At 69.6% G+C, this 21,235-nt stretch carries 21 protein-coding genes and 1 tRNA gene; 9 read left to right on the forward strand and 13 right to left on the reverse strand.

Annotation, left to right across the window (positions count from 1 at the left end):
- From H7F49_RS15660 to mobA, 6 genes are all read left to right on the forward strand, one after another.
- Positions 1–442: hypothetical protein (locus H7F49_RS15660; protein WP_185684519.1), on the forward strand; the 442-nt coding region annotated here is incomplete at its 5' end.
- Between the two features lie 1,073 nt (positions 443–1,515).
- On the forward strand, positions 1,516–2,616 hold the full coding sequence (locus H7F49_RS15665) for a branched-chain amino acid aminotransferase (RefSeq protein WP_185684520.1): 1,101 nt from the start codon (positions 1,516–1,518) through the stop codon (positions 2,614–2,616).
- 86 nt (positions 2,617–2,702) lie between these two features.
- On the forward strand, positions 2,703–3,539 hold the full coding sequence (gene yghU, locus H7F49_RS15670) for a glutathione-dependent disulfide-bond oxidoreductase (protein WP_185684521.1): 837 nt from the start codon (positions 2,703–2,705) through the stop codon (positions 3,537–3,539).
- Between the two features lie 85 nt (positions 3,540–3,624).
- A tRNA-Gln gene (locus tag H7F49_RS15675) sits at positions 3,625–3,699 on the forward strand.
- A 49-nt stretch (positions 3,700–3,748) separates the two neighbouring features.
- Positions 3,749–4,714: an oxygen-dependent tRNA uridine(34) hydroxylase TrhO gene (gene trhO, locus H7F49_RS15680; RefSeq protein ID WP_185684522.1), complete on the forward strand. Its 966-nt coding sequence runs from the start codon at positions 3,749–3,751 to the stop codon at positions 4,712–4,714.
- A complete protein-coding gene (mobA, locus tag H7F49_RS15685) occupies positions 4,707–5,324 on the forward strand; it encodes a molybdenum cofactor guanylyltransferase (RefSeq protein ID WP_185684523.1) in 618 nt (205 codons plus the stop codon). The genes trhO and mobA overlap by 8 nt, the downstream gene beginning before the upstream one ends.
- Here the strand turns inward: mobA and H7F49_RS15690 are convergent.
- From H7F49_RS15690 to H7F49_RS15735, 10 genes are all read right to left on the reverse strand, one after another.
- Positions 5,305–6,498: a molybdopterin molybdotransferase MoeA gene (locus H7F49_RS15690; protein WP_235982243.1), complete on the reverse strand. Its 1,194-nt coding sequence runs from the start codon at positions 6,496–6,498 to the stop codon at positions 5,305–5,307. The genes mobA and H7F49_RS15690 overlap by 20 nt on opposite strands.
- On the reverse strand, positions 6,486–6,959 hold the full coding sequence (moaC, locus tag H7F49_RS15695; RefSeq protein ID WP_185684524.1) for a cyclic pyranopterin monophosphate synthase MoaC: 474 nt from the start codon (positions 6,957–6,959) through the stop codon (positions 6,486–6,488). Before moaC ends, H7F49_RS15690 begins: the two co-directional genes overlap by 13 nt.
- Positions 6,956–7,492 carry a molybdenum cofactor biosynthesis protein B gene (moaB, locus tag H7F49_RS15700; protein WP_185684525.1) on the reverse strand — a complete coding sequence of 179 codons (537 nt, stop codon included), beginning with the start codon at positions 7,490–7,492 and terminating at the stop codon, positions 6,956–6,958. The genes moaC and moaB overlap by 4 nt, the downstream gene beginning before the upstream one ends.
- Positions 7,480–7,968, reverse strand: coding sequence for a molybdenum cofactor biosynthesis protein MoaE (locus H7F49_RS15705; RefSeq protein WP_185684526.1), 489 nt, complete (start codon positions 7,966–7,968; stop codon positions 7,480–7,482). The genes moaB and H7F49_RS15705 overlap by 13 nt, the downstream gene beginning before the upstream one ends.
- Positions 7,965–8,228, reverse strand: coding sequence for a MoaD/ThiS family protein (locus H7F49_RS15710; protein WP_185684527.1), 264 nt, complete (start codon positions 8,226–8,228; stop codon positions 7,965–7,967). The genes H7F49_RS15705 and H7F49_RS15710 overlap by 4 nt, the downstream gene beginning before the upstream one ends.
- A 6-nt stretch (positions 8,229–8,234) precedes the next feature.
- Positions 8,235–9,239, reverse strand: a complete 1,005-nt coding sequence (moaA, locus tag H7F49_RS15715) for a GTP 3',8-cyclase MoaA (protein WP_328806803.1) — start codon at positions 9,237–9,239, stop codon at positions 8,235–8,237.
- A gap of 167 nt (positions 9,240–9,406) precedes the next feature.
- Positions 9,407–10,924, reverse strand: a complete 1,518-nt coding sequence (locus H7F49_RS15720; RefSeq protein ID WP_185684528.1) for an efflux transporter outer membrane subunit — start codon at positions 10,922–10,924, stop codon at positions 9,407–9,409.
- Positions 10,921–14,100 carry an efflux RND transporter permease subunit gene (locus H7F49_RS15725; protein WP_185684529.1) on the reverse strand — a complete coding sequence of 1,060 codons (3,180 nt, stop codon included), beginning with the start codon at positions 14,098–14,100 and terminating at the stop codon, positions 10,921–10,923. The genes H7F49_RS15720 and H7F49_RS15725 overlap by 4 nt, the downstream gene beginning before the upstream one ends.
- 1 nt (position 14,101) lies before the next feature.
- Positions 14,102–15,367, reverse strand: coding sequence for an efflux RND transporter periplasmic adaptor subunit (locus tag H7F49_RS15730; RefSeq protein ID WP_185684530.1), 1,266 nt, complete (start codon positions 15,365–15,367; stop codon positions 14,102–14,104).
- Positions 15,368–15,504: 137 nt separating this feature from the next.
- Positions 15,505–16,731, reverse strand: coding sequence for a BaiN/RdsA family NAD(P)/FAD-dependent oxidoreductase (locus H7F49_RS15735; protein WP_185684531.1), 1,227 nt, complete (start codon positions 16,729–16,731; stop codon positions 15,505–15,507).
- Positions 16,732–16,840: 109 nt separating this feature from the next.
- Between H7F49_RS15735 and H7F49_RS15740 the strand changes: the two genes are divergently transcribed.
- From H7F49_RS15740 to H7F49_RS15750, 3 genes are all read left to right on the forward strand, one after another.
- Entirely contained in the window at positions 16,841–17,620 is a 780-nt protein-coding gene (locus H7F49_RS15740) for an SDR family NAD(P)-dependent oxidoreductase (protein WP_214647863.1), read from the forward strand.
- Positions 17,621–17,724: 104 nt separating this feature from the next.
- On the forward strand, positions 17,725–18,174 hold the full coding sequence (locus H7F49_RS15745; RefSeq protein WP_185684532.1) for an Rrf2 family transcriptional regulator: 450 nt from the start codon (positions 17,725–17,727) through the stop codon (positions 18,172–18,174).
- A 69-nt stretch (positions 18,175–18,243) separates the two neighbouring features.
- Positions 18,244–18,390 (forward strand): lmo0937 family membrane protein, encoded by a 147-nt coding sequence (locus H7F49_RS15750; RefSeq protein WP_185684533.1) that lies wholly within the window; start codon positions 18,244–18,246, stop codon positions 18,388–18,390.
- A 4-nt stretch (positions 18,391–18,394) separates the two neighbouring features.
- Here H7F49_RS15750 and H7F49_RS15755 read toward each other — a convergent pair whose 3' ends face one another.
- The 3 genes from H7F49_RS15755 to rplK form a co-directional block, all read right to left on the reverse strand.
- Positions 18,395–19,768, reverse strand: a complete 1,374-nt coding sequence (locus tag H7F49_RS15755) for a class II 3-deoxy-7-phosphoheptulonate synthase (protein ID WP_185684534.1) — start codon at positions 19,766–19,768, stop codon at positions 18,395–18,397.
- A gap of 173 nt (positions 19,769–19,941) precedes the next feature.
- Positions 19,942–20,643, reverse strand: coding sequence for a 50S ribosomal protein L1 (gene rplA, locus H7F49_RS15760; protein ID WP_185684535.1), 702 nt, complete (start codon positions 20,641–20,643; stop codon positions 19,942–19,944).
- A gap of 4 nt (positions 20,644–20,647) precedes the next feature.
- Positions 20,648–21,079 carry a 50S ribosomal protein L11 gene (rplK, locus tag H7F49_RS15765; RefSeq protein WP_185684536.1) on the reverse strand — a complete coding sequence of 144 codons (432 nt, stop codon included), beginning with the start codon at positions 21,077–21,079 and terminating at the stop codon, positions 20,648–20,650.
- Positions 21,080–21,235 lie beyond the last annotated feature (156 nt).

Below are 21,235 nucleotides of genomic sequence, written 5' to 3' on the forward strand. Positions count from 1 at the left end.
GCCGCGCCCGGTCGCCCCGCCGCCGCCCGCCGCCGCCGCGCCCCCGGCCGACTGGCGCGATGCGCCGCGGACGCCGGGCACCTGGCGCTGGGCGATGGAGGCCGGCCGTTCGACCGCCCGCTATGGCCTGCCGGGCGAGCCCAGCCTGGCCAGCCTGGCCTGCGATCCGGCAAGCCGCACCACGATTCTGTGGACAAACCGGACGGCCAGCGGGCCGACCATGCTCACCATCACCGCCACCTCGACCCGCCGCGCGCTCACCGCCAGCCCGGCGCCCGATGGCGGTATGGCCGTCAGCCTGCCCGCGCGCGATCCGCTCAACGATGCCATGGCCTTCAGCCGCGGTCGCTTCATGCTGGAAGTGGCCGGTTTTCCAGCGCTCTATCTGCCCGCCTGGGCCGAAGTGGGCCGGGTGATCGAAGACTGCCGCGCCGGGGGTTGAGGCCACGCCGAAGCAGGCCGGAAGCCTCGATTCTGACACCGAAAAAATTGAACGCAAGACTTGTTGTTGCGCCGCTTCGCCATATGTTGAGCGTCAAGGCCGAGACGCGGTTCACCGCTCCCGACCCAGCCCCGAGAGGGGCGACTTTGGCTCAACAGCGCGAAAGGAGGTGATCCGATGTCTCATGGTTCAGCAGAGAGGTCGGTACAGTCCCGCGCGGAGCATTATCGCTGAGTGTCGATTAGGCGATAGAGGCTCCGTGGGCGGCACTTCCGGCCGCTGACCATGCGAAGGGCAGCACGCTGCGGCGTTGCTGCCCTTCTCATTTTCGGGGGTGGCGCAATCTCCAGGACCGGGGTCGTCCTTCCGCGCAACGGTCGAACCCTCCGCCGCGATCAGCTCGGACCATTCCGGTCCCCCGGTGCCGCCCCCTGCCTTTCCTCCGACTGGTTCGGGATCGATGGACCGGAAGGTGTGGAGCTGGACAACCGGCTGGCGCTCCCCGGCTGGCGTCCGTCAGCTGACGGGGTTCCGGCGTCCGTTTTCGCCCGCTTCCCGTCATGCCAGCGCAGGCTGGCATCTCTGGCGACCAGTCTCGGCCGCCGCGGCGAGTGCGTTTTGGACGCCGTGCAATCCGGTGAGAGATCCCAGCCTTCGCTGGGATGACGGGGACAGAGGCGGGCGGATCAGCCCCAACGTCCGCTCCCCACCCGATCCGGACATCACGCAACGGTCCACCTGTCCTACTCGCCCCCCTTGTGGCTCAATTCCCCCATGCCGCAGCCTTCCCTCCCAGCCTCCCCTCGCGCCGTGACACGGCCCGCCGCGAAAGGTCACACGGCAGAGCCGCATCGGAGACAGCAAAGCCCGGCCATTCCGCCGCTTGCCACACGCCGCCGCGCACACGAAAACCGCCCGCAAGTATCACCCGCGCGCAGCACCCTTGGCCCCCCGGGCTTTTCCCCCTAGAGAGAGCCGCAGAAAGCGTTCTATTCTATTATTACTTTTCTCTTGCCTTGCGCGTAATTTTCGTACAATGGCTTGCGGAAGACCCAGCAACAAGGACCCGTCCGATGGCCAGCGCCACCCTGCCTCTGTCGTTCACGCACATCGCGCATCCGGCGCCGGTGCCGGCCGAGGTGCGGGCGACTGTGCTGGCCGAGCCGGGATTCGGCAAGCACTTTTCCGATCACATGGTCACGATCCAGTGGTCCGAGGAGGCCGGCTGGCACGATGCCGTGGTCGGTCCGCTGCAGCCGCTCAGCCTGCACCCGGCCGCCTCGGTGCTGCACTATGCCCAGGAGATCTTCGAAGGGCTCAAGGCCTATCGCCTGGCCGACGGGGCTATGGCGCTGTTCCGGCCCCAGGCCAATGCCGCGCGGTTCAACGCCTCGGCCCGGCGTCTGGCCATGCCCGAACTGCCCGAGGACCTGTTCGTCGCGGCCTGCCGCGAACTGGTCAAGGTCGATCGCGACTGGTTCCCCACGGTGGAGGGCGGTTCGCTCTACCTGCGTCCCTTCATGATCGCGACCGAGGCCTTCCTGGGGGTGCGCCCGGCCAAGACCTATTCCTTCATCGTCATCGCCAGCCCGGCCGGCAACTACTTCAAGTCGGGCGCTCCGGCGGTGTCGATCTGGGTCAGCCAGTACACCCGCGCCGCGCCCGGCGGGACCGGGGCGGCCAAGTGCGGCGGCAACTATGCCGCCAGCCTGGTCCCCCAGGCCGAGGCCATGGCCAAGGGGCATGACCAGACCGTGTTCCTCGACGCGGCCGAGCACCGCTGGATCGAGGAACTGGGCGGCATGAACCTGTACTTCGTCTTCGCCGACGGCACCCTGATCACTCCGCCGCTGACCGGCACGATCCTGCCCGGGATCACCCGCGAAAGCCTGCTGACGCTCGCGCGCGAGGAAGGCCTGACCGTGCGCGAGGAGAAGTACGCGATCGACCAGTGGCGCGCCGACGCCGCCAGCGGCAAGCTGGTCGAGACCTTTGCCTGCGGGACCGCCGCGGTGGTCACCCCGGTCGGCCGGGTGACCGATCCGGTGGACGGCGAATTCGTGATCGGATCGGGCGGGCCCGGCCAGCTCACCCAGAAGCTTCGCCAGCGGCTGGTGTCGATCCAGCGCGGCGAGACCGCCGATACCCATGGCTGGGTGATGCGGATGGACTGATCCCGGTTGCACCTGCGGACGGGCTTGCGGTTGCGCTTGTCAGGAACCACCTAGGGCCTCCGTCCCTGCAGGAGCCTGTGCCGATCATGACCGACGCCTACACCCCGCCCGCCGTGTGGACCTGGGACAAGCCGAGCGGCGGCGCCTTCGCCTCGATCAACCGCCCGGTCTCGGGCGCCACGCACGAGGCGGAGCTGCCGGTCGGTGCCCATCCGCTGCAGCTCTACTCGCTGGCCACGCCGAACGGCCAGAAGGTGGGCATCCTGCTGGAAGAGCTGCTCGCCGCGGGCCATTCCGGGGCCGAGTACGACGCCTGGAAGATCGACATCGGCCAGGGCGACCAGTTCTCCAGCGGCTTCGTCGCGGCGAATCCGAACAGCAAGATCCCCGCCCTGGTCGACCGCAGCGGGACCGAACCGGTGCGGGTGTTCGAATCCGGCGCGATCCTGGTTTACCTGGCCGAGAAGTTCGGCGCCTTCATCCCCACCGCACCCGCCGCGCGGGCCGAGATGTTCTCGTGGCTGATGTGGCAGATGGGTTCGGCCCCGTTCCTGGGCGGCGGCTTCGGGCATTTCTACCACTATGCGCCGGTGAAGATCGAATATGCCATCAACCGCTATGCGATGGAGGCCAAGCGCCTGTTCCACGTCGCCGACACCCGGCTGGGACAGAGCCGGTACCTGGCGGGCGACGACTATACCATCGCCGACATGGCGGCCTTCCCCTGGCTGGCCGGCTTCGTTCAGGGCACGGCCTACAACGATGCGCGGACCTTCCTGTCGCTGCACGAATACCCGCACCTGACCCGCTGGGTGGAAGAGCTGGCAGCGCGCCCGGCGGTGCAGCGCGGGCGCAAGGTCAACGGCGCCGACCTGCCCGAACGCCATGCCGCCAGCGATTTCGCCGCGCTCGGCCTGGGTTGACCGGGCGGGCGGGGTTCTCCGGGGGCTGCAGCACCACGGACCCCCTTCCCATGGCGGTCCGGCCTCGCTATGCGCGCCGGACTGCTGGGGCGTCGCCAAGTGGTAAGGCACCGGTTTTTGGTACCGGCATTCGTAGGTTCGAATCCTACCGCCCCAGCCAGCATTCCTCGACCGGCAGGCCCGCCCGGGGCCTGCACCATGGAGCAGGCATGTCCGTAACCGGTCCCGGGGCTGAGGCGGCCATCACCGTCGCCGCGCTGTACCGCTTCACCCGGTTCGACGATCCGGCCGCGCTGCGCGGTCGGCTGGAGCAGGCCTGCCGCGCCGCCGGTATTCGCGGCACCCTGCTGCTGGCGCGCGAGGGGATCAACGGGACGATCGCGGGACGCCGCGCCGGGATCGATGCGGTCCTGGCCGCGATCCGCGCCCTGCCCGACTGCGCCGCGCTCGACGTCAAGTTCTCGACCGCGACCGACATGCCGTTCCACCGCCTCAAGGTCCGCCTGAAGCGCGAGATCGTCACCATGGGCGAACCCGACATCGACCCGCGCCGGACCGTGGGCACTTATGTCGAGCCGCAGGACTGGAACGCGCTGATTGCCGATCCCGACACGATCGTGATCGACGCCCGCAACGCCTACGAGGTTGCCGCCGGGACCTTCGCCGGGGCCATCGATCCGCAAACCGCCACCTTCCGCGACTTTCCCGCCTGGTTCCGCGCCACGCGCGAACGGCTGCTCGGCACCGACCGCCAGCCCCGGGTGGCGATGTTCTGCACCGGGGGAATCCGCTGCGAGAAATCGACCGCGTTCCTCAAGCAGGAAGGGGTTGATCAGGTCTACCACCTGCGCGGCGGCATCCTGAGGTATCTGGAGGAGGTGCCCGCCGCCGACAGTCTGTGGCAGGGCGAATGCTTCGTTTTCGACGAACGGGTGACGGTCGGCCATGGCCTGGTGCCGGGAACCCATAGCCTGTGCCGCGCCTGCCGCCGCCCGGTGAGCGAGGCCGACCGGGCCTCACCACAGTACGAGCCCGGCGTCAGCTGCCCCGCCTGCCGCGACGAGCGCAGCCCGGCCCAGCGCGCCGCTGCGCGCGAGCGCTTCCGCCAGGAACAACTCGCCGCCGCGCGCGGCCAGCGCCATGTCGGCGCGGTGCCGGTCCCCGGGGATGACTGATCCCCGCCCCGCCGAGGGGACACCTGCGCCGCTGATCGTGATTGCCGCCGGGGGCCGGGGATCGCGGATGGGGGGCGACAAGGCGGGCCGCCTGCTTGCCGGACGGCGGCTGATCGATCACGCCATCGCCTGGGCGCAGCGCCAGGGTGACCGGGTGGCGATCGCGGCCGCTACAGGCGCGGCACCCGATCCTGCGGGACTGCCCGTGCTGATCGATCGGAATCCCCAGCTTGGCGCGATCGCCGCCCTGCTCAGCGCGATGCATCACGCTGCCGCGCTGGGGCTCGGGCAGGCGGTGCTGATCGGCTGCGACACGCCGTTCCTGCCCGACGACCTGATCGCGCGGCTGGGCCGGGCAATCGGCCCGGCGGGCGCGGCGCTCCCGCGGCGGGGCGGGCGGGTGCAGACGCTGGCGGGACTCTGGCGGGCCGACCCGGCCGGGCTGGAGCGATGGATCGCGGCGGGCGGCCGATCGCCCTGGGGCTATGCCGAGGCGACCGGGCTGGTCATGGTCGACTGGCCCGAGCACGGGGACGATCCCTTCGCCAATCTCAACACGCCGGAAGACCTCGCCCTGGCCGAGGCGCGGATCAGAGCTGGAGGGCGCTGACCACGGTTCCGGCGGGCAAGGCCGGGGTATCGATCGGGCATCGCACCAGCCATTCCGACTGGGCCAGGGCAAGCTGGGCGCCGCTGTCCTGGTTGCGCACCGGACGCAGCCCGGCCTCGTCCCAGATCGTCCGGACGAAGGTTTCTCGGTCCCCCGTGGGCGGAAGCGGTGCGGCCAGCGGCAGGCGCCGCCAGGGCAGCGCCGCGGCGACCGGCCGCCCCTGCAGCCGGGCCAGCAGCGGGCGCAGGAACAGGCTTGCCGTCACCAGCGCCGAGGTCGGGTTGCCCGGGAGCCCCAGCACCAGACAATCCCCGGATCGCCCGAACCAGACCGGCTTGCCCGGCTTGATCGCCAGCTTGGAGAACACCAGATCCAGCCCGTGGGCGGCGAACATGGCCTTGGCGAAATCGTAGTCGCCCACCGATGCTCCGCCGGTGACCACCACCAGGTCGGACATGGCCAGCAAGGCTCCGGCCCGCTCTGTCAGACCCGCCAGGTCATCGCCGTGGGATCCCCGCCAGACCACTTCGGCGCCGCTATCGGCGGCCAGGGCCGCGACACCCAGGGTTACGCTCTCGGGAATGGCGAAGGGTTGGCTGGCGGCGGTTCCCGGCGCGGCGAGCTCGTCGCCGGTGCCCAGGATCGCAAGCCTTGGCCGACGATAGACCGTCAGCTCGGCCATGTCGGCCGCGGCCGCAGCCAGCAGCGCGCGCGGCGTCAGCAGAGTGCCCGCCTCCAGCAGCAGCGCGCCCTCGGCAAAGTCGCTGCCGGCCGCGCGGACATGCCAGGCCGGGCCATAGCCGGGGGTAAAGCGCACGCGGCCGCCGTCGCGCTCGGCATGCTCCTGCATGATCACCCGGTCCGCGCCGGGCGGCAGCGGCGCCCCGGTGAACAGCCGCACGGCCTGCCCGGGCCCGACTTCACCCCCGAACGGCAGGCCGGGGCGCGCCTCGCCGATCACCTCCAGCCAGTCCCCGGCCCGCGTCGTCGCATCGGCCAGGGCATAGCCATCCATCGCCGAGACCGCGACCCGGGGCGAGGCCAGACGGGCGTGGACCGGACTGGCCAGCACGCGCCCGGCCGCGACGGCAAGGGGCACGGACTGGCTATCGAGCGGCCCGGCCGCCTGAGCCAATCGCGCCAGCGCCGCGTCGAAGGACGTCAGGCCTGCCATGATCCCGAACGTCCGCCGCTTTTCGCGGTGACCTTGATCGCCCCGATCTCCATACCCTTGTCGACCGCCTTGAGCATGTCGAACAGGGTCAGGCAGGCAATCGACACTCCGGTCAGGGCCTCCATCTCGACCCCGGTCTGGCCGGTCGTGCGGACCCGGGCATGGACCAGGAACCCGGGCAGGCCATCGTCCGGGGTGATCTCGACCACCACCTGCGACAGCGGCAGCGGATGGCACAGCGGGATCAGGGCCGCGGTCTGCTTGGCCGCCATGACCCCGGCCAGCTCGGCCGTGGCGATGACATTGCCCTTGGGCGCCTCACCTGCCTTCACCAGGGCCAGGGTTTCGGGGGCGCAAAGCAACTGGCCCACGGCCTCGGCAGCGCGGCGGGTAATCGGCTTGTCCCCCACGTCGACCATGCGCGCCCGGCCGGCGGAATCGAGGTGTGACAGCTCGCTCATGCCGCCTGCCCCCGCAGCCGCGGAACCTGCCCGGCGATCGAACAAGGGCGGTAGCGGCTGTCGAACTCGTGCGCCAGCACCAGGTCCCAGCCATCGCGGCAGGCCCCGGTCGAACCCGGCAGGCAGAACACGAAGGTGTCTCCGGCCTGCCCGGCGAAGGCGCGCGACTGCAGCGTGGACACCCCGATCGTGCCCATGCTGGCCTGGTGGAACACCACGCTGAACCCGTCCATCGTCCGGCGCAGCAGCGGCAGGATCGCCTCGGGCGTGACATCGCGCGGCATGAAGCCGGTGCCCCCGGTGGTCAGGACGATGTCCACGCCCGGATCGGCCACCCAGGCCTTCACCTGCGCCTGGATCGCGGCGACATCGTCGGGCAGGATCGCGCGGGCGGCGAGCACATGCCCGGCCGCTTGCAGCCGCTCGGCCAGGAGCGCGCCCGAGGTATCGGTCTCGATCGTCCGGGTGTCGGACACGGTCAGGACCGCGATGTGCAGCGGGTGAAAGGTCAGGCTGGGGTCTATTCCGGGCATGCGGCCTCCTGCGGCGTCCGGCCCCAGCGCGTCAGCGCGGCGGCGTCGTCGGTGGTCGGCTCGATCCAGACGGCGCCGGACACGCCTTCCTCGCGCTTCCAGAACACGGCTTCGGATTTCAGCCGGTCCATCAGGTAGTCGGCCGCATCGAAGGCGGCGCGGCGGTGCGGGGCGGCGGTGGCCACCAGGACGATCGGCTCGCCCGGCAGGATCCGGCCTGCGCGATGCAGCACCAGGCTGGCGGTCACGGCGAAGCGAGCATGGGCATCGGCGGCGATTGCCTCCATCGAACGCAGGGTGACCGAGCGGTAGGCCTCCAGCACCAGCGCCTGGAGCGGAGCCCCATCCTTCGCCAGCCCGCGGGCCACGCCGGTGAAGCTGACGATTGCCCCCACCTCGCCCGTTCCCGCGGTGAAGCGGCGCAGCTCCTCGGCGGGATCGAATCCCGTCTCGATCAGGCGGACAGTGCGGCTCATCCGCCCGAGACCGGGGGAAACAGGGCGACCAGGTCACCGGGGCGGGCAAGTCCGTCGGCGGGCGCGATCGCCTCGTTGATGCAGACGCGGACCTTGCCCGGGACCAGGAGGGGCGCCAGCGCCGGAAAACCCTCGCGCAGCCGGTCGAGCAGCGAGGCGGCGGTGCAGCCTGCAGCCGGGATCGGCACGGTGATCTCTCGCCCCTGCACGTCGGCCAGCTTGCCGCACAGCTCGACCACCAGCGCGAGGGCTTCGGACATGGCCGTTCAGCCGCCGATCGAGGCGAGGTGCGGCGTGCCGCCGCTGTTGCCCTGGTGCAGGCGGTGCGCCGGAGCCTTCGTGGCGGTGAGCGCGACGATCCGCGCGACGAGTTCATCCTGCTGGTCGTCATGCTGCAGCAGCGGCCGCAGGTCGATTCCGCCATCGCCGAACAGGCACAGATGCAGGCGCCCGTCGGACGACAGCCGCAGGCGGTTGCAGGTGGCGCAGAAGTCCTGCGCATAAGGCGCGATGATCCCGATCCGGCCTTGCGCTTGCGGGTGGCCGTATTCGACGGCTGGCCCCGCTCCGGGCGCGCGCGGCAGCCGGGTCCAGCCGAGCCGTTCAAGCGCGGCGATCACCGTCTGCCCGGCCAGATGACGCTCGGCGAAGAAGGCCGGGTTGTCGTTGGTGCGCATCACCTCGATGAAGCGCAGCGACAGGTCGTGCGCGCGCACGAAGGCGATCATCGCGGTCAGTTCGTCATCGTTGACCCCGCGCATCAGCACGGCGTTGAGCTTGATCGGATCGAACCCGGCCGCCCGCGCCGCCGCCACTCCGGCCAGGACCTCGCCCAGCCGGTCATGGCCGGTGATTGCGGCGAACCGGGCCGGATCGAGCGAATCGACGCTGACGTTGAGCGCGCTCACCCCGGCGGCGCGCCATTCTGCCGCGTGGGCGGCCAGGCGATAGCCGTTGGTGGTCATGGCCACGCGGCGGATGCCGGGCACGGCCGCGACGCGGCGGGCGATCTCGGTGAATTCGCTCCGCACGGTCGGTTCGCCGCCGGTCAGGCGCACCTTCCACAGCCCGAGCCGGGCAAAGGCCGCCACCGCACGGACCAGCTCGTCGGGCGACAGCTCGGGCGCCTTGCCCGCCGGCTTGCGGTAGCCATTGGGCAGGCAATAGGTGCAGCGGAAATTGCACACGTCGGTCAGCGAGAGCCGCAGGTATTCGAACCGGCGACCGTGCCCGTCGTGCAGCGCACCGATCCGCCCCGGCTCCGCGTTCACCGTCCGCACTCCGCCCGACGGGGCCGGAGGCTCCGCGACCGGGGTTCGAGGGGGGACGAAGGATCGGGCACGTTCGCTCACTCAGCCTCGCGACGATCAGGCCGCCACTGACCTTTGCCGCCTAAGTGTCGGGCAGGCAAGTGCCTATGGGGGCCGGGGCGGCGCGCCTAGCCACCGGTCGGAGCAGGCATGCCGCCGCCCAGGGCCGTGAACAGCCCGACCGTGTCGGTCAGCCGCATGGTCCTGGCGGTGAGCAATTGGCTGCGCGCCTGCTGTGCCGTGGCGCGGGCGTTGAGCACGGTCAGCGTGCCCACGCTGCCCAGCTCGAGCTGCCGCCGGACATAGCCGAGCGAGGTCTGCGCGGCAGCGTCCGCACGGGTCGCCGCATCGAGCGCCCGGGCATCGCTGTCGAGCGCGGTCAGCGCATTGGACACGTCGGCAAAGGCCTGCAGCGCGGTGCCCCGGTACAGCGCCTGAGCCCCTTCCAGCGCCGCCTGGGCCGCATTCTGCTGGTGCCTCAGGCTGCCCCCGTGAAACAGCGGCCCGGTAAGCCCGCCGAGCAGGACCCAGAACGGGTTGCCATCGCGGAACATGTCGCCGAAGTCACGCGCGGCGCCTCCGGCCGAGGCGCTGAGGGTGAGCGAGGGCAACCGGGCGGCGATGGCGGCCTTGAGATCGGCCCCGGCCCCTTCCATCGCCGCCGCTGCCGCGGCCACGTCTGGACGCTGGGCGACCAGTTCGGATGGCAGCGTCAGCGGCAGGTCCCCGGGGAGCGTAAAGGCATCGAGTGAGGGCAGGTCCGGCAGCGGCGCGCCCGGAGCCCGGCCGAGCAGGACGCTGAGCGCCGCCAGGTTGGCCTGGCGAGCCCGCTCCAGCGGCGGCAGCGCCCCTTCGGCATTGGCCAGCGCAGCCTCCTGCGGCGCCACATCGGCCTTGCCGATCGCGCCCAGCGCTTCACGCGCCTTCAGCAGGCGCAGGATTTCCCGATCGCTGTCGACCGTCGCCTGCACCGCCTCGATCTGGGCGTCGAGCGCGGCATTCTGGATCGCCGCCAGCACGACGTTGCCGGCCACGATGGTCTGCACCCCGCGCAGCCGGGCCGCGGTGGCGCGTTCCGCCGCCTTGGCCGAGGCGATCCGCGCGGCGTTGCCGCCGAACAGATCGAGCGAGTAACCAAGGCTGAGCTGCGCGGTGTGGATCGAGAACAGCGTGGGCACCGGATCGGTCAACGGGGTGGCGATCGTGCCGGACAGCCGTTGCCGCTCGATCGAGTAGCCCGCATCGACCTGCGGGAACAGGACTCCGCGCGCCGCCCGGGCCAGTTCGTGCGCCTGCCGCAGGTTGGCGCCGGCAACCGCCAGATCGGTGTTGGCGGCCAGCGCCTGATCGACCAGGGCATCGAGCGCCGGACTGGCGAAGGTCCTCCACCAATCCGCCGGAACGGCGGCGCCCGGGTGGAGGGTCTGCGCCGGGCCGCTCAGCGGGGCGATCGGCGCGGTCAGGACAGCGGCCGGAGCATTGCCCGCCGGCCCCGGCGGCAGGGGCAGGACCGGCGCGGGCGGCACGGTCCGGGCCTGGGCCGGAAGGGTCAGGGGCGGGAATGGCAGGACCAGCAGGATCAGGCTGGCGCAGGCCAGGGCCCATCCCAGCCGGCGGGCGCGGGAACGGATCGGAAGGCGGCTCATGCCGGTTCTCCCTCGATCACAGGGGGCAGGGCGTCGGTTTCCGGTGGCGACTTGGGCTTGACCAGGCGGCTCGAGAAGCGGCTGATCAACAGCGGCAGGACCAGCAGGATCAGCACCGGCGCCAGGGACATCCCGCCGACCACGACCAGGGCCAGCGGCTTCTGCACCTGGCTGCCGATCCCGGTCGACAGCGCGGCGGGGAGAAGCCCGATCGCCGCGACCAGGCAGGTCATCACCACCGGGCGCAGCGAATGGGTCGTGGCGAGACGCAGCGCGGCATCGGGCGCGTTGCCCTCGTCCATGGCCTGGTTGAAGTTGGTCACCACCAGGATGCCGTCCATCACCGCGATCCCGAACAGGGCGACAAAGCCGATCGCCGCCGAGATCGAGAAGGCCGTTCCGGTCAGCAGCAGGCCCAGCACGCCGCCGACCACCGCCATCGGGATCACGCTGAACGCCAGCAGCGTGTCGCGCATGGTGCCGAAGTTGGCATAGAGCAGCCCCAGCATCAGCAGGAGGCTGATCGGCACGACGATCTCCAGCCGGGCAACCGCGTTCTGGAGGTTGGCCAGCTCGCCCGCCCATTCCAGCGTGTAGCCGGGCGGCAACTGGACATGCCGGGCGATCTTGGCCTGGGCTTCCGCCACGGCGCTGCCCAGATCGCGGTCACGGACCGAAAACTTGATCGGGATGTAGCGCGACTGGTGCTCACGATAGATGAAGGCTGCGCCGCTGGTCAGGCGGATATCGGCCAGTTCGGACAGGGGCACCTGGATCGTGCTGCCATCGGGCGCGGTTGCGCCGACGGTGATCTGCTTGACCGCCTCCAGGCTGTCCCGTTGGTCGGACTTCAGACGCACCACGATCGGGAAGTGCCGGTCGGTGTGCGGTTCGTAGAGATCGCCCGGCGAGGCGCCGCCGATCGCGGCCTGGACCGTCTGGTTGACGTCATCGACCGAGAGGCCGAAGCGCGCCGCCTTCACGCGGTCCACGTCGATCCGCACGGTCGGCTGGCCCAGCGACTGGAAGATACCCAGGTCGGTGATGCCGCGCACGGTCGCCATCTGGTTGCGGATCTTGGTCGCCAGGTCCTCCAGCGTGGCCAGGTCCGGCCCGAACAGCTTGACCGAGTTCGCCCCCTTCACGCCCGAAGCGGCCTCCTCGACGTTGTCCTCGATGATCTGCGAGAACGAGAAGTCGACCCCCGGGTACTTGTCCTTCAGCTTGGCGGAGAGCTCGGCCACCAGCTTTTCCTTGTCCATGCCCGAGGGCCATTGATCGAACGGCTTCAGCGGCACGAAGTACTCGACATTGAAGAACCCGGTGGCGTCGGTGCCGTCGTCCGGGCGGCCGTGGGCCGACAGGACGGCGGTCACCTCGGGATACTTCATGATGTCGCGCCGGATCGCCTGGGCGGTCGGCTCACCCGCGTCGAGCGAGATCGAGGCCGGCAGCGAGGCGCGGATGTACATGTTGCCCTCCTCCAGGTGCGGCAGGAACTCGACGCCGAGCGAGCGCACGCCGACGAAGGCCCCGACCACCATCAGCACCCCACCGCCGATCGCCAGCAGTTGGTTGCGGTAAGCGAAAGCGGCGGCCGGCTCGTAGAGGCTGCGCAGCTTCGCCACGATGCGGGTCTCCACCTCGCTCAGCTTGTCCGGCAGCAGCAGCGTCGACAGCACCGGGGCGACGGTGAAGGTCGCGATCAGGCCGCCGACGATGGCATAGGCATAGGTCTTGGCCATCGGGCCGAAGATGTGGCCCTCCACCCCGGTCAGGGTGAACAGCGGCAGGAAGCTGGCGATGATGATCGCGGCGGCAAAGAAGATCCCGCGGCTGACCTCGCTCGATGCCTGCAGCACGGCCCCGATCCGGCTGGCGAAGGTGTAGTGCGCCCCTTCCCCGGCATGGCTTTCCACATGGTGGGATCGCTCGGACATGTGCCGGAAGATGTTCTCGACCATGATCACCGTCGCATCGACCACCAACCCGAAGTCGAGCGCGCCGACCGAGAGCAGGTTCGCACTCTCACCCTGCAGCGTCAGGATCAGGACCGCAAAGGCGAGCGCGAAGGGGATCGTCGCGGCCACGATCAGGGCGGAGCGGAGGTTGCCCAGGAAGGCCCACTGCAGGAAGAAGATCAGCAGCACGCCGGCGATCAGGTTCTCCATCACGGTGTGCGTGGTCACCCCGATCAGGTCGGACCGGTCATAGATCCGCTCCAGCGTCACGCCCGGAGGCAGGACGCCGGTGGTGTTGATCTTGTCGATCTCGGCCTTGACCGCCTGGATCGTCGGCATGGACTGGGCACCGCGGCGCATCAGGACGATGCCTTCCACGATATCGTCATCGTTGTTCAGCCCGGCGATGCCGTTGCGCGGGGTGTTGCCGATCTTCACCTGCGCCACGTCCTTGAGCAGGACGGGAACGGTGCCGTCGCGGGTGATCAGGGTGTCGCCGATCTGGTCGACCGACTGGATCAGACCGACCCCGCGGACGATCGCGCTCTGCGCGCCGAAGTTGATCGTCTGCCCGCCGACATTGGCATTGGCATGGGCCAGCGCCGAGATCACCTGGCCAACGGTGGCGTGGTGCGCGGCCAGCTTGTCGCGATCGACCACCACGTCATAGGAGCGCATCTTGCCGCCCCACCCGGTCACGTCGATCACGCCCGGGATCGCCCGGAACCGGCGCTGCAGCACCCAGTCCTGCAGGGTCTTGAGATCCTCGACCGAATAACCGGCGGGCGCCTTGATCCGGTAGCGATAGATTTCCCCGACCGGGCTGGTGGGCGAAATCGTCGGGATCGCGCCGCCCGGTAGCTGGGGAAGCTGCGCCAGCCGGTTGATCACCTGCTGCTGGGCCTGATCGTAATTGAAGTCGTAAGTGAACTGGATCTTCACGTCCGACAGGCCGAACAGCGAGATCGCGCGGATCGCGGTCATGTGCGGCAGGCCCGACATCTGGACCTCGATCGGCACGGTCACGCCGCGCTCCATCTCCTCGGCGGAAAGGCCGCTGGACTGGGTGACGATCTCCACCATCGGCGGGACCGGATCGGGATAGGCCTCGATGTTGAGATTCCAGAAGGCCACCCCGCCCGCCAGGATCATGGCGAGGAAGAAGCCGACGACGGTCAGGCGCTGCTGCAGCGCGAGGCGGACGAGCCCGATCATGTCAGTCGAGCCCCGCTTCGTTGACGAACAGCGCGCCGGCGCTGACCACCTGCTCGCCCGGACGCAGGCCGGACAGGATGGTGATCCGGCCATCATGGCTTTCGCCGGTGCGGACCGGCCGGGCGATCACCCGCCCCTTGCCGAGATAGACCCAGACCCTGGCGCTGTCGCCTTCATGGATCACCGCTTCGGACGGCAGCGCCAGCAGACGCGGGCCGGGGGCGGCCGGAATGGTGGCGGCGATCGGGCTGCGGATGGTGAAGTCGGCGAACATCTGCGGCTTCAGCGCACCGTCCGGATTGGCAATGGTTGCGCGCACCTGCAGGCGATGCGTCACCGGATCGATCTGCGCGGCGACATTGTCGATCAACGCATCGAACTCGCGCCCGGGATAAGCCGTCGTGGTCACGGTCAGGTGGTCGCCGATGTGCACCCGAGCGGCATCGCTTTCCGCGACCTGGGCGACCAGCCAGACCTTGGAGAGGTCGGCGATGACGAAGGCCGGTGTGGTGCCGCCGCCAGTCACATACTGCCCCTCGGCCACGGCACGGGTCACCACCACGCCGCTGATGGGTGCGCGCAGGCTCGTATCGGCATGGATGCCCCCGATACCGCCGGCCCCGTCGAGCCGCGCGATTTCCCCCGGGGTCTTGCCGAAGACCACCAGCTTGTCCTTGGCGGCGCCCACCGCACTCTCGGCGATCCGCAGCGCCGACTGGGCGTTGACCAGATCGCTGCGCGCCTGTTGCACGTCCTTCAACGCGCCGCCGGCCGTGCGATAGATCTGCTCGGCCCGGGCCGCGTTCTCCTGGGCCACGCGCAGCTGCGAGGCGGCGCTGGCGCGCTGCGCCTCGGCTGCGAACAGCGCGTTGCGGGCATCGACGACGTCGCTGGTGCGGATGCGCAGCAGCACATCGCCCTGGCGGACGTGATCGCCGTTCTGCACCGGCACGGTCAGGACCTGGCCCGAATAGGGCAGGAACACCGGCGTGCTGCGCGTCTCGTCGACCGCGATCTGGCCAGTGGCCCCGGTCCGTTCGTAGCCGTCGTCATAGCGCGCGGCCGCGATCTTCAGGCTGCTCACCTGCTGCCGGGTCAGTTGCAATTCGCCCGGCGGCAGCGGCGGCGGTGGCGGATCGGTGCGGCTGAGCACGGCCCGCAGCCCCCAGACGAGAGCTGTGACCAGCACGACGGCCAGGACGGCCAGGACCAGGATCCGGATCTGCTGATCACGGCTGAGAGTGGGAACGCGGCGCTCGAAGTTCATGGGCTCGACTTTGCAATGCGACGCGCGGCGCGCGCCTGACCGATCGGGCGCGCGCCGGTGGACCAAGATCCACCGCGAGCCCCGATCTTCGCATCTGCAGAATCGAACCTGACCGGAGCTTCGCGCCCCGATTAAATTTATGTCATCGTTTGCGGTGAGGGCCCGGCCCCGTGCGCCTCGGCCAGGGCCTGCCCGGCTGCCCAGCCGCTGGCCCAGGCCCACTGGAAGTTGTAGCCGCCCAGCCAGCCGGTCACGTCCACACACTCGCCGATGGCGTAGAGCCCGGGCACCCTGGTGGCCATCATCGTCCGCGACGAAAGCTCGCGGGTGGCGATTCCCCCGGCGGTGACCTCGGCCTTGGCGAAGCCTTCGGTGCCGTTGGGCTGGAACGGCCAGCGCGCCAGTTGCGCCTCGGCGGCGCGCAACCGCTTGTCGGTGATCGTCCCCAGTTCGCCATCCAGGCCCAGCCGTTCGGCCAGGACCTCGGCGAGACGGGCGGGCAGGCCGCTCGCCAGGACCCGCCGGACCGCGCCGCGCGGCTGGCGCTGCTTGTGCTCGACCAGCCAGCCGGGCGCCGCATCAGGCGCGAAATCCACCGCGATCGGGGTGCGATGCTGCCAGTAGGAGGAAATCTGCAGCATCGCCGGACCCGACAGGCCCTTGTGCGTGAACAGTGCCGCCTCGCGGAAGCGGGTCTTCTGCCAGTGCACCTCCACCTCGGTCGCCACGCCGGACAGGGACTGGAACAGCGCCTCCTCCGCCCCCAGCGTGAAGGGCACCAGCGCCGGGCGCGGCTGGACCACGGACAGGCCGAACTGCCGGGCGACGTCATAGGCAAAGCCGGTCGCGCCCAGCTTGGGAATGGCCGGGCCGCCGGTGGCCAGGACCAGGGCCCGCGCCGCCAGGTCGATGCCGTTGCGGGTGACATGGAACAGACCGTCGCGCTGCGCGATCGCCGCAACCGGGTGGCCGAGCAGCAGGGTCACCCCGGCCTCGGCACATTCCTGCATCAGCAGATCGACGATCTGCCGCGCCGAACCATCGCAGAACAGCTGGCCCAGTGTCTTCTCGTGCCAGGCGATGCCATGCCGTTCGATCAGGGTCAGGAAATCCTGCGGCGAATAGCGTCCCAGCGCCGACTTGGCGAAATGCGGATTGGCCGAAAGATAACGGTCCGGGGCGGTGTGGAGATTGGTGAAGTTGCACCGTCCCCCGCCCGAAATCAGGATCTTGCGTCCGGGTGCGTCGCCGTGATCGATCAGCAGCACGCGCAGGCCGCGTTGCCCGGCGGTCAGCGCACACATCATCCCGGCCGCGCCGGCGCCCAGCACGATGGCGTCATAGGGTTGGGCCGCGGCATCCATCGCGGCGCCCTAGCTTGCTGCGGGACCGCTGACGAGAGGGCATGACAGGCGAGCCAGACAAGCGGGCATCACCCTCGACGCGCCGTCCCTGCTTGGGTAACGCCGAATCATGGATCTGAGAGCTGATTTCGCCGCCGGACTGACCGTCCTCGTCACGGGTGCCACCTCGGGCTTCGGCGCCGCCATGGTGCGACGGGTCATCGCGGGGGGCGGCCGCGCGATCGCCACCGGGCGGCGCGCGGACCGGCTGGCCGCCCTGGCTGCCGAGCTCGCGTCCCCGCACCTCCTGACCGTCCCGCTCGACGTGACGGAACGGGACTGCGGCACCAGCCTGCTCGCCGCGCTCCCGGCCGACTTCGCGGCGATCGACGTGCTGTTCAACAACGCCGGGCTGGCCCTGGGGCTGGAGCCGGCGCATCGCACCGATCAGGACGATTGGGAGACCATGATCGCGACCAATGTCGCCGGGCTCACCCGGATGACCCGCGCGGTCCTGCCGGGCATGGTCGAACGCGGCCGCGGCCACGTGATCAACGTCAGCTCGGTCGCGGCCAGCTATCCCTACCCCGGCGGCAACGTCTACGGCGCGACCAAGGCCTTTGTCCGGCAATTCTCGCTGAACCTGCGGTCCGACCTGCTCGGCACGCCGGTGCGAGTCACCTCGCTGGAGCCGGGCATGTGCGAAACCGAATTCAGCGAAGTCCGCTTCGCCGGAGACAAGGACAAGGCCGCCGCGGTCTATGCCGGCGTCCACGCCCTGTCGGCCGACGACGTGATCGACGCGGTCGAGGCGGTACTGCGCATGCCAGCCCATCTCAACGTCAACACGATCGAGATCATGCCGGTGCAGCAGGCCTTCGCGCCGTTTGCCGTGGCGCGGCATGGTTGAAGGGGCAGGCTTGACGAAGGCCCCGGGGACGCGGCTAGATTTGCCGTGGCGCAGCGCCTGCCGCGGTGCCATGAGCAACGCGTTGCAAGGAAAGGTCCCGGTTCGTGCGCCTGACCCGCCATACCGATTATGCGCTGCGGATTTTGCTGCAGGCCGCCCTGCAGCCGGGTGAACGCCTGTCGATCGCGGCCGTGGCCGAGGCCCAGGGCATTGCTCGCAATCACGCGATGAAGCTGGTCAACGAACTGGCCAATGCCGGCTATCTGGCGACCACCCGGGGACGCGGCGGCGGGTTCACCCTGGGTCGCGCGCCCGAGGACATCATCATCGGCGAAGTGGTGCGGCTGACCGAAACCGAAACCCAGCCGGCCGATTGCCCGAACTGCGCCCTGCGCCCGGGCTGCGGGCTGATCCCGGTGCTGGGCGGGGCGGCCCAGGCCTTCTTCGCCGAACTCGATCGCCACACCCTGGCCGAAGCGGCAAGCCGATCCCGACTGCCACGGGCCCTGCGCGAAACGAGCCGGGCCGACGACATGACGCTCGCCGCGGGCTGAGCCGGCCGGGAACCAGGCCTGGCGGGGCGCCGTTGCCACGGCACTCACCCCTGAAACGAGGCCCGCCCCATGCTGTTCACCATCGCTCTCGTCCTGCTTGTGCTCTGGCTGCTCGGAGTCGTGGTGTTCAAGGTCACCGGCGCGGTGATCCACGTGCTGCTGGTGGCCGCCATCGTGGTCGGCCTGGTGCAACTGTTCCGCGGGCGAAGGGTCTGACCGTTCAGGCCGCCTGACGGGTCCGTTCGCTCGCCTCGCGGTTGAGTTCCTCGGCAAGCAGGAAGGCCAGCTCGAGCGACTGGGCCGCGTTGAGCCGGGGATCGCAGTGCGTGTGGTACCGGTCCGCCAGCCCTTCCTGGGTCAGCGCGATGGCCCCGCCGGTGCATTCCGTAACGTCGCGGCCGGTCATCTCGATGTGGATCCCGCCGGCATGGGTGCCCTCGGCGCGGTGGACCGCGAAGAAGCCCTTCACTTCGGACAGGATGCGGTCGAACGGGCGGGTCTTGTAGCCGTTGTCGGCCTTGATGACGTTGCCGTGCATCGGATCGCACGACCAGACCACCGGATGCCCTTCGCGCGCCACGGCCCCGACCAGCGGGGCCAGCCCGGCTTCGACCTTGTCATGCCCGAAGCGGCTGATCAGCGTGATCCGTCCCGCCTGTCGCGCGGGGTTGAGCGTGTCGAGCAGCTTGAGCAGGGCATCGGCCGACAGCGACGGCCCGCACTTCATGCCCAGCGGATTGCCCACGCCGCGCAGGAACTCCACGTGGGCCGAACCGTCGAAGCGGGTGCGATCGCCGATCCACAACATGTGCGCCGAACAGTCGTACCACTGGCCGGTCAGCGAATCCTGCCGGGTCAGCGCCTGCTCATAGGGCAGCAGCAGCGCTTCGTGGCTGGTGTAGAAGCTGGTGCCCTGCAACTGCGGCACGGTCTGCGGATCGATCCCGCAGGCCTGCATGAAGTCCAGCGCCTCGCCGATCCGGTCCGAAACCTCGGCGAACTTCTGCGCCCAGGGGCTGCGGTCCATGAAATCCAGCGTCCACTGGTGGACCTGACGCAGGTTGGCATAGCCGCCATGGGCAAAGGCGCGCAGCAGGTTCAGGGTCGCGGCGGACTGGCTGTAAGCCTTCAGCAGGCGTTCCGGGTCCGGGATGCGCGATTCCGGGGTGAACTCGATCCCGTTGATGTTGTCGCCCAGGTAGCTCGGCAGCTCGACCCCATCGACCGTCTCGGTCGGCGAGGAGCGCGGCTTGGCGAACTGGCCCGCCATGCGTCCCACCTTCACCACCGGCTGCTTGCTGGCAAAGGTCAGGACCACTGCCATCTGCAGCAGCACGCGGAAGGTGTCGCGGATGTTGTTGGGGTGGAACTCGGCAAAGCTTTCGGCGCAGTCCCCGCCCTGCAGCAGGAAGCCGCGGCCGGCGGCAACCTCGGCCAGATCGGCGGTCAGGGCGCGGGCCTCACCGGCGAAGACCAGGGGCGGAAAGCTGGTCAGCGTCGATTCGACCGCGTTAAGGCGGGCACTGTCGGGATAGACCGGCATGTGCTTCGCTTCGTGGGTCTTCCAGCTGTCCGGATTCCAGTTCTTCGCCACGTTAATGCTCCTTCAGGCCCGGCGCTTAACCCGCCGGAGGCCCCATTGCCAAGCGTGATGGCCGATCGCGCCATTCTGCCGGGCTTGTCGGGCCGCGTCACCGGCGGCCCATATGCGGAGGGCCGGAAGGTTTCCCTCCCGGCCCCCGTATCGCTTCGTCGTACCGGTCCGGCTTAGCCGCCGTGGACCTGCGCGACGTCGACCTTCAGGCCCGGGCCCATCGACGACGAAAGGCCGACCTTGCGCAGGTACTTGCCCTTGGCGCCCGACGGCTTGGCCTTGACGATGGCGTCCACGAAGGCGTCGAAGTTGGCCCGCAGCGCCTCGTTCGAGAACGACAGCTTGCCGATCCCGCCGTGGATGATGCCGGCCTTCTCGACGCGGAACTCGATCTGGCCGCCCTTGGCAGCCTTGACCGCTTCGGCGACGTTCGGGGTGACCGTACCCAGCTTCGGGTTCGGCATCAGGCCCTTGGGACCCAGCACCTTGCCGAGGCGACCGACCAGACCCATCATGTCCGGCGTGGCGATCACGCGGCCATAGTCCAGGTTGCCGGCCTGCATGTCTTCCAGCAGGTCCTCGGCGCCAACCTTGTCGGCACCGGCGGCCAGCGCGGCCTCGGCCTTGTCACCGCGGGCGAACACGGCAACCTTGACGTCCTTGCCCGTGCCCGAAGGCAGGGTGACCATGCCACGGACCATCTGGTCGGCGTGACGCGGATCGACGCCGAGGTTCAGCGACACCTCGAGCGATTCGTCGAACTTGGCGCTCTTCAGGTCCTTGAGGAGCTGGATCGCCTCGTCGACGGCGTAGAGCTTCTGATTGTCGCCCAGCTTGGCGGCCAGGGCCTTCTGCTTCTTGGTCTGCTTTGCCATCGGATCAGCCCTCCACAACCTGCAGGCCCATCGAACGGGCCGAGCCCTCGATGATCTTGGTGGCCTGTTCGATATCGTTCGCGTTCAGATCGGCCATCTTGGTCTGGGCGATCTCGGCGAGCTGCGAGCGCTTGATGGTTCCGGCCGAAACCTTGCCCGGCTCCTTCGAGCCCGACTTGAGGTTGGCGGCCTGCTTGATCAGGAAGCTGGCGGGCGGGGTCTTGGTGATGAAGCTGAACGAGCGGTCCGAATAGACGGTGATCACCGTCGGGATCGGCATGCCCTTTTCCAGCTCCTGCGTGGCGGCATTGAACGCCTTGCAGAATTCCATGATGTTGACGCCGCGCTGACCCAGCGCGGGGCCGATCGGCGGCGACGGCGTGGCCGAACCGGCCTTCACCTGCAGCTTGATGTAACCTTCGATCTTCTTGGCCACGATGGCCTCCTTTCATCCTGTTGCCGCCCCTTGCGGAACGGCTCAGATCAAGCGGTCAGACAGGGCCCGAAGGCCCCTCCCGCACGGATTTCCGAATCCGGTTGCCCGGATGCGGAGCGGCGCCCTTAGGGGAATGCCGGCAAAAAGGGAAGCCCG

The sequence above is a fragment of the Novosphingobium aerophilum genome (assembly GCF_014230305.1).
Lineage (GTDB): Bacteria > Pseudomonadota > Alphaproteobacteria > Sphingomonadales > Sphingomonadaceae > Novosphingobium > Novosphingobium aerophilum.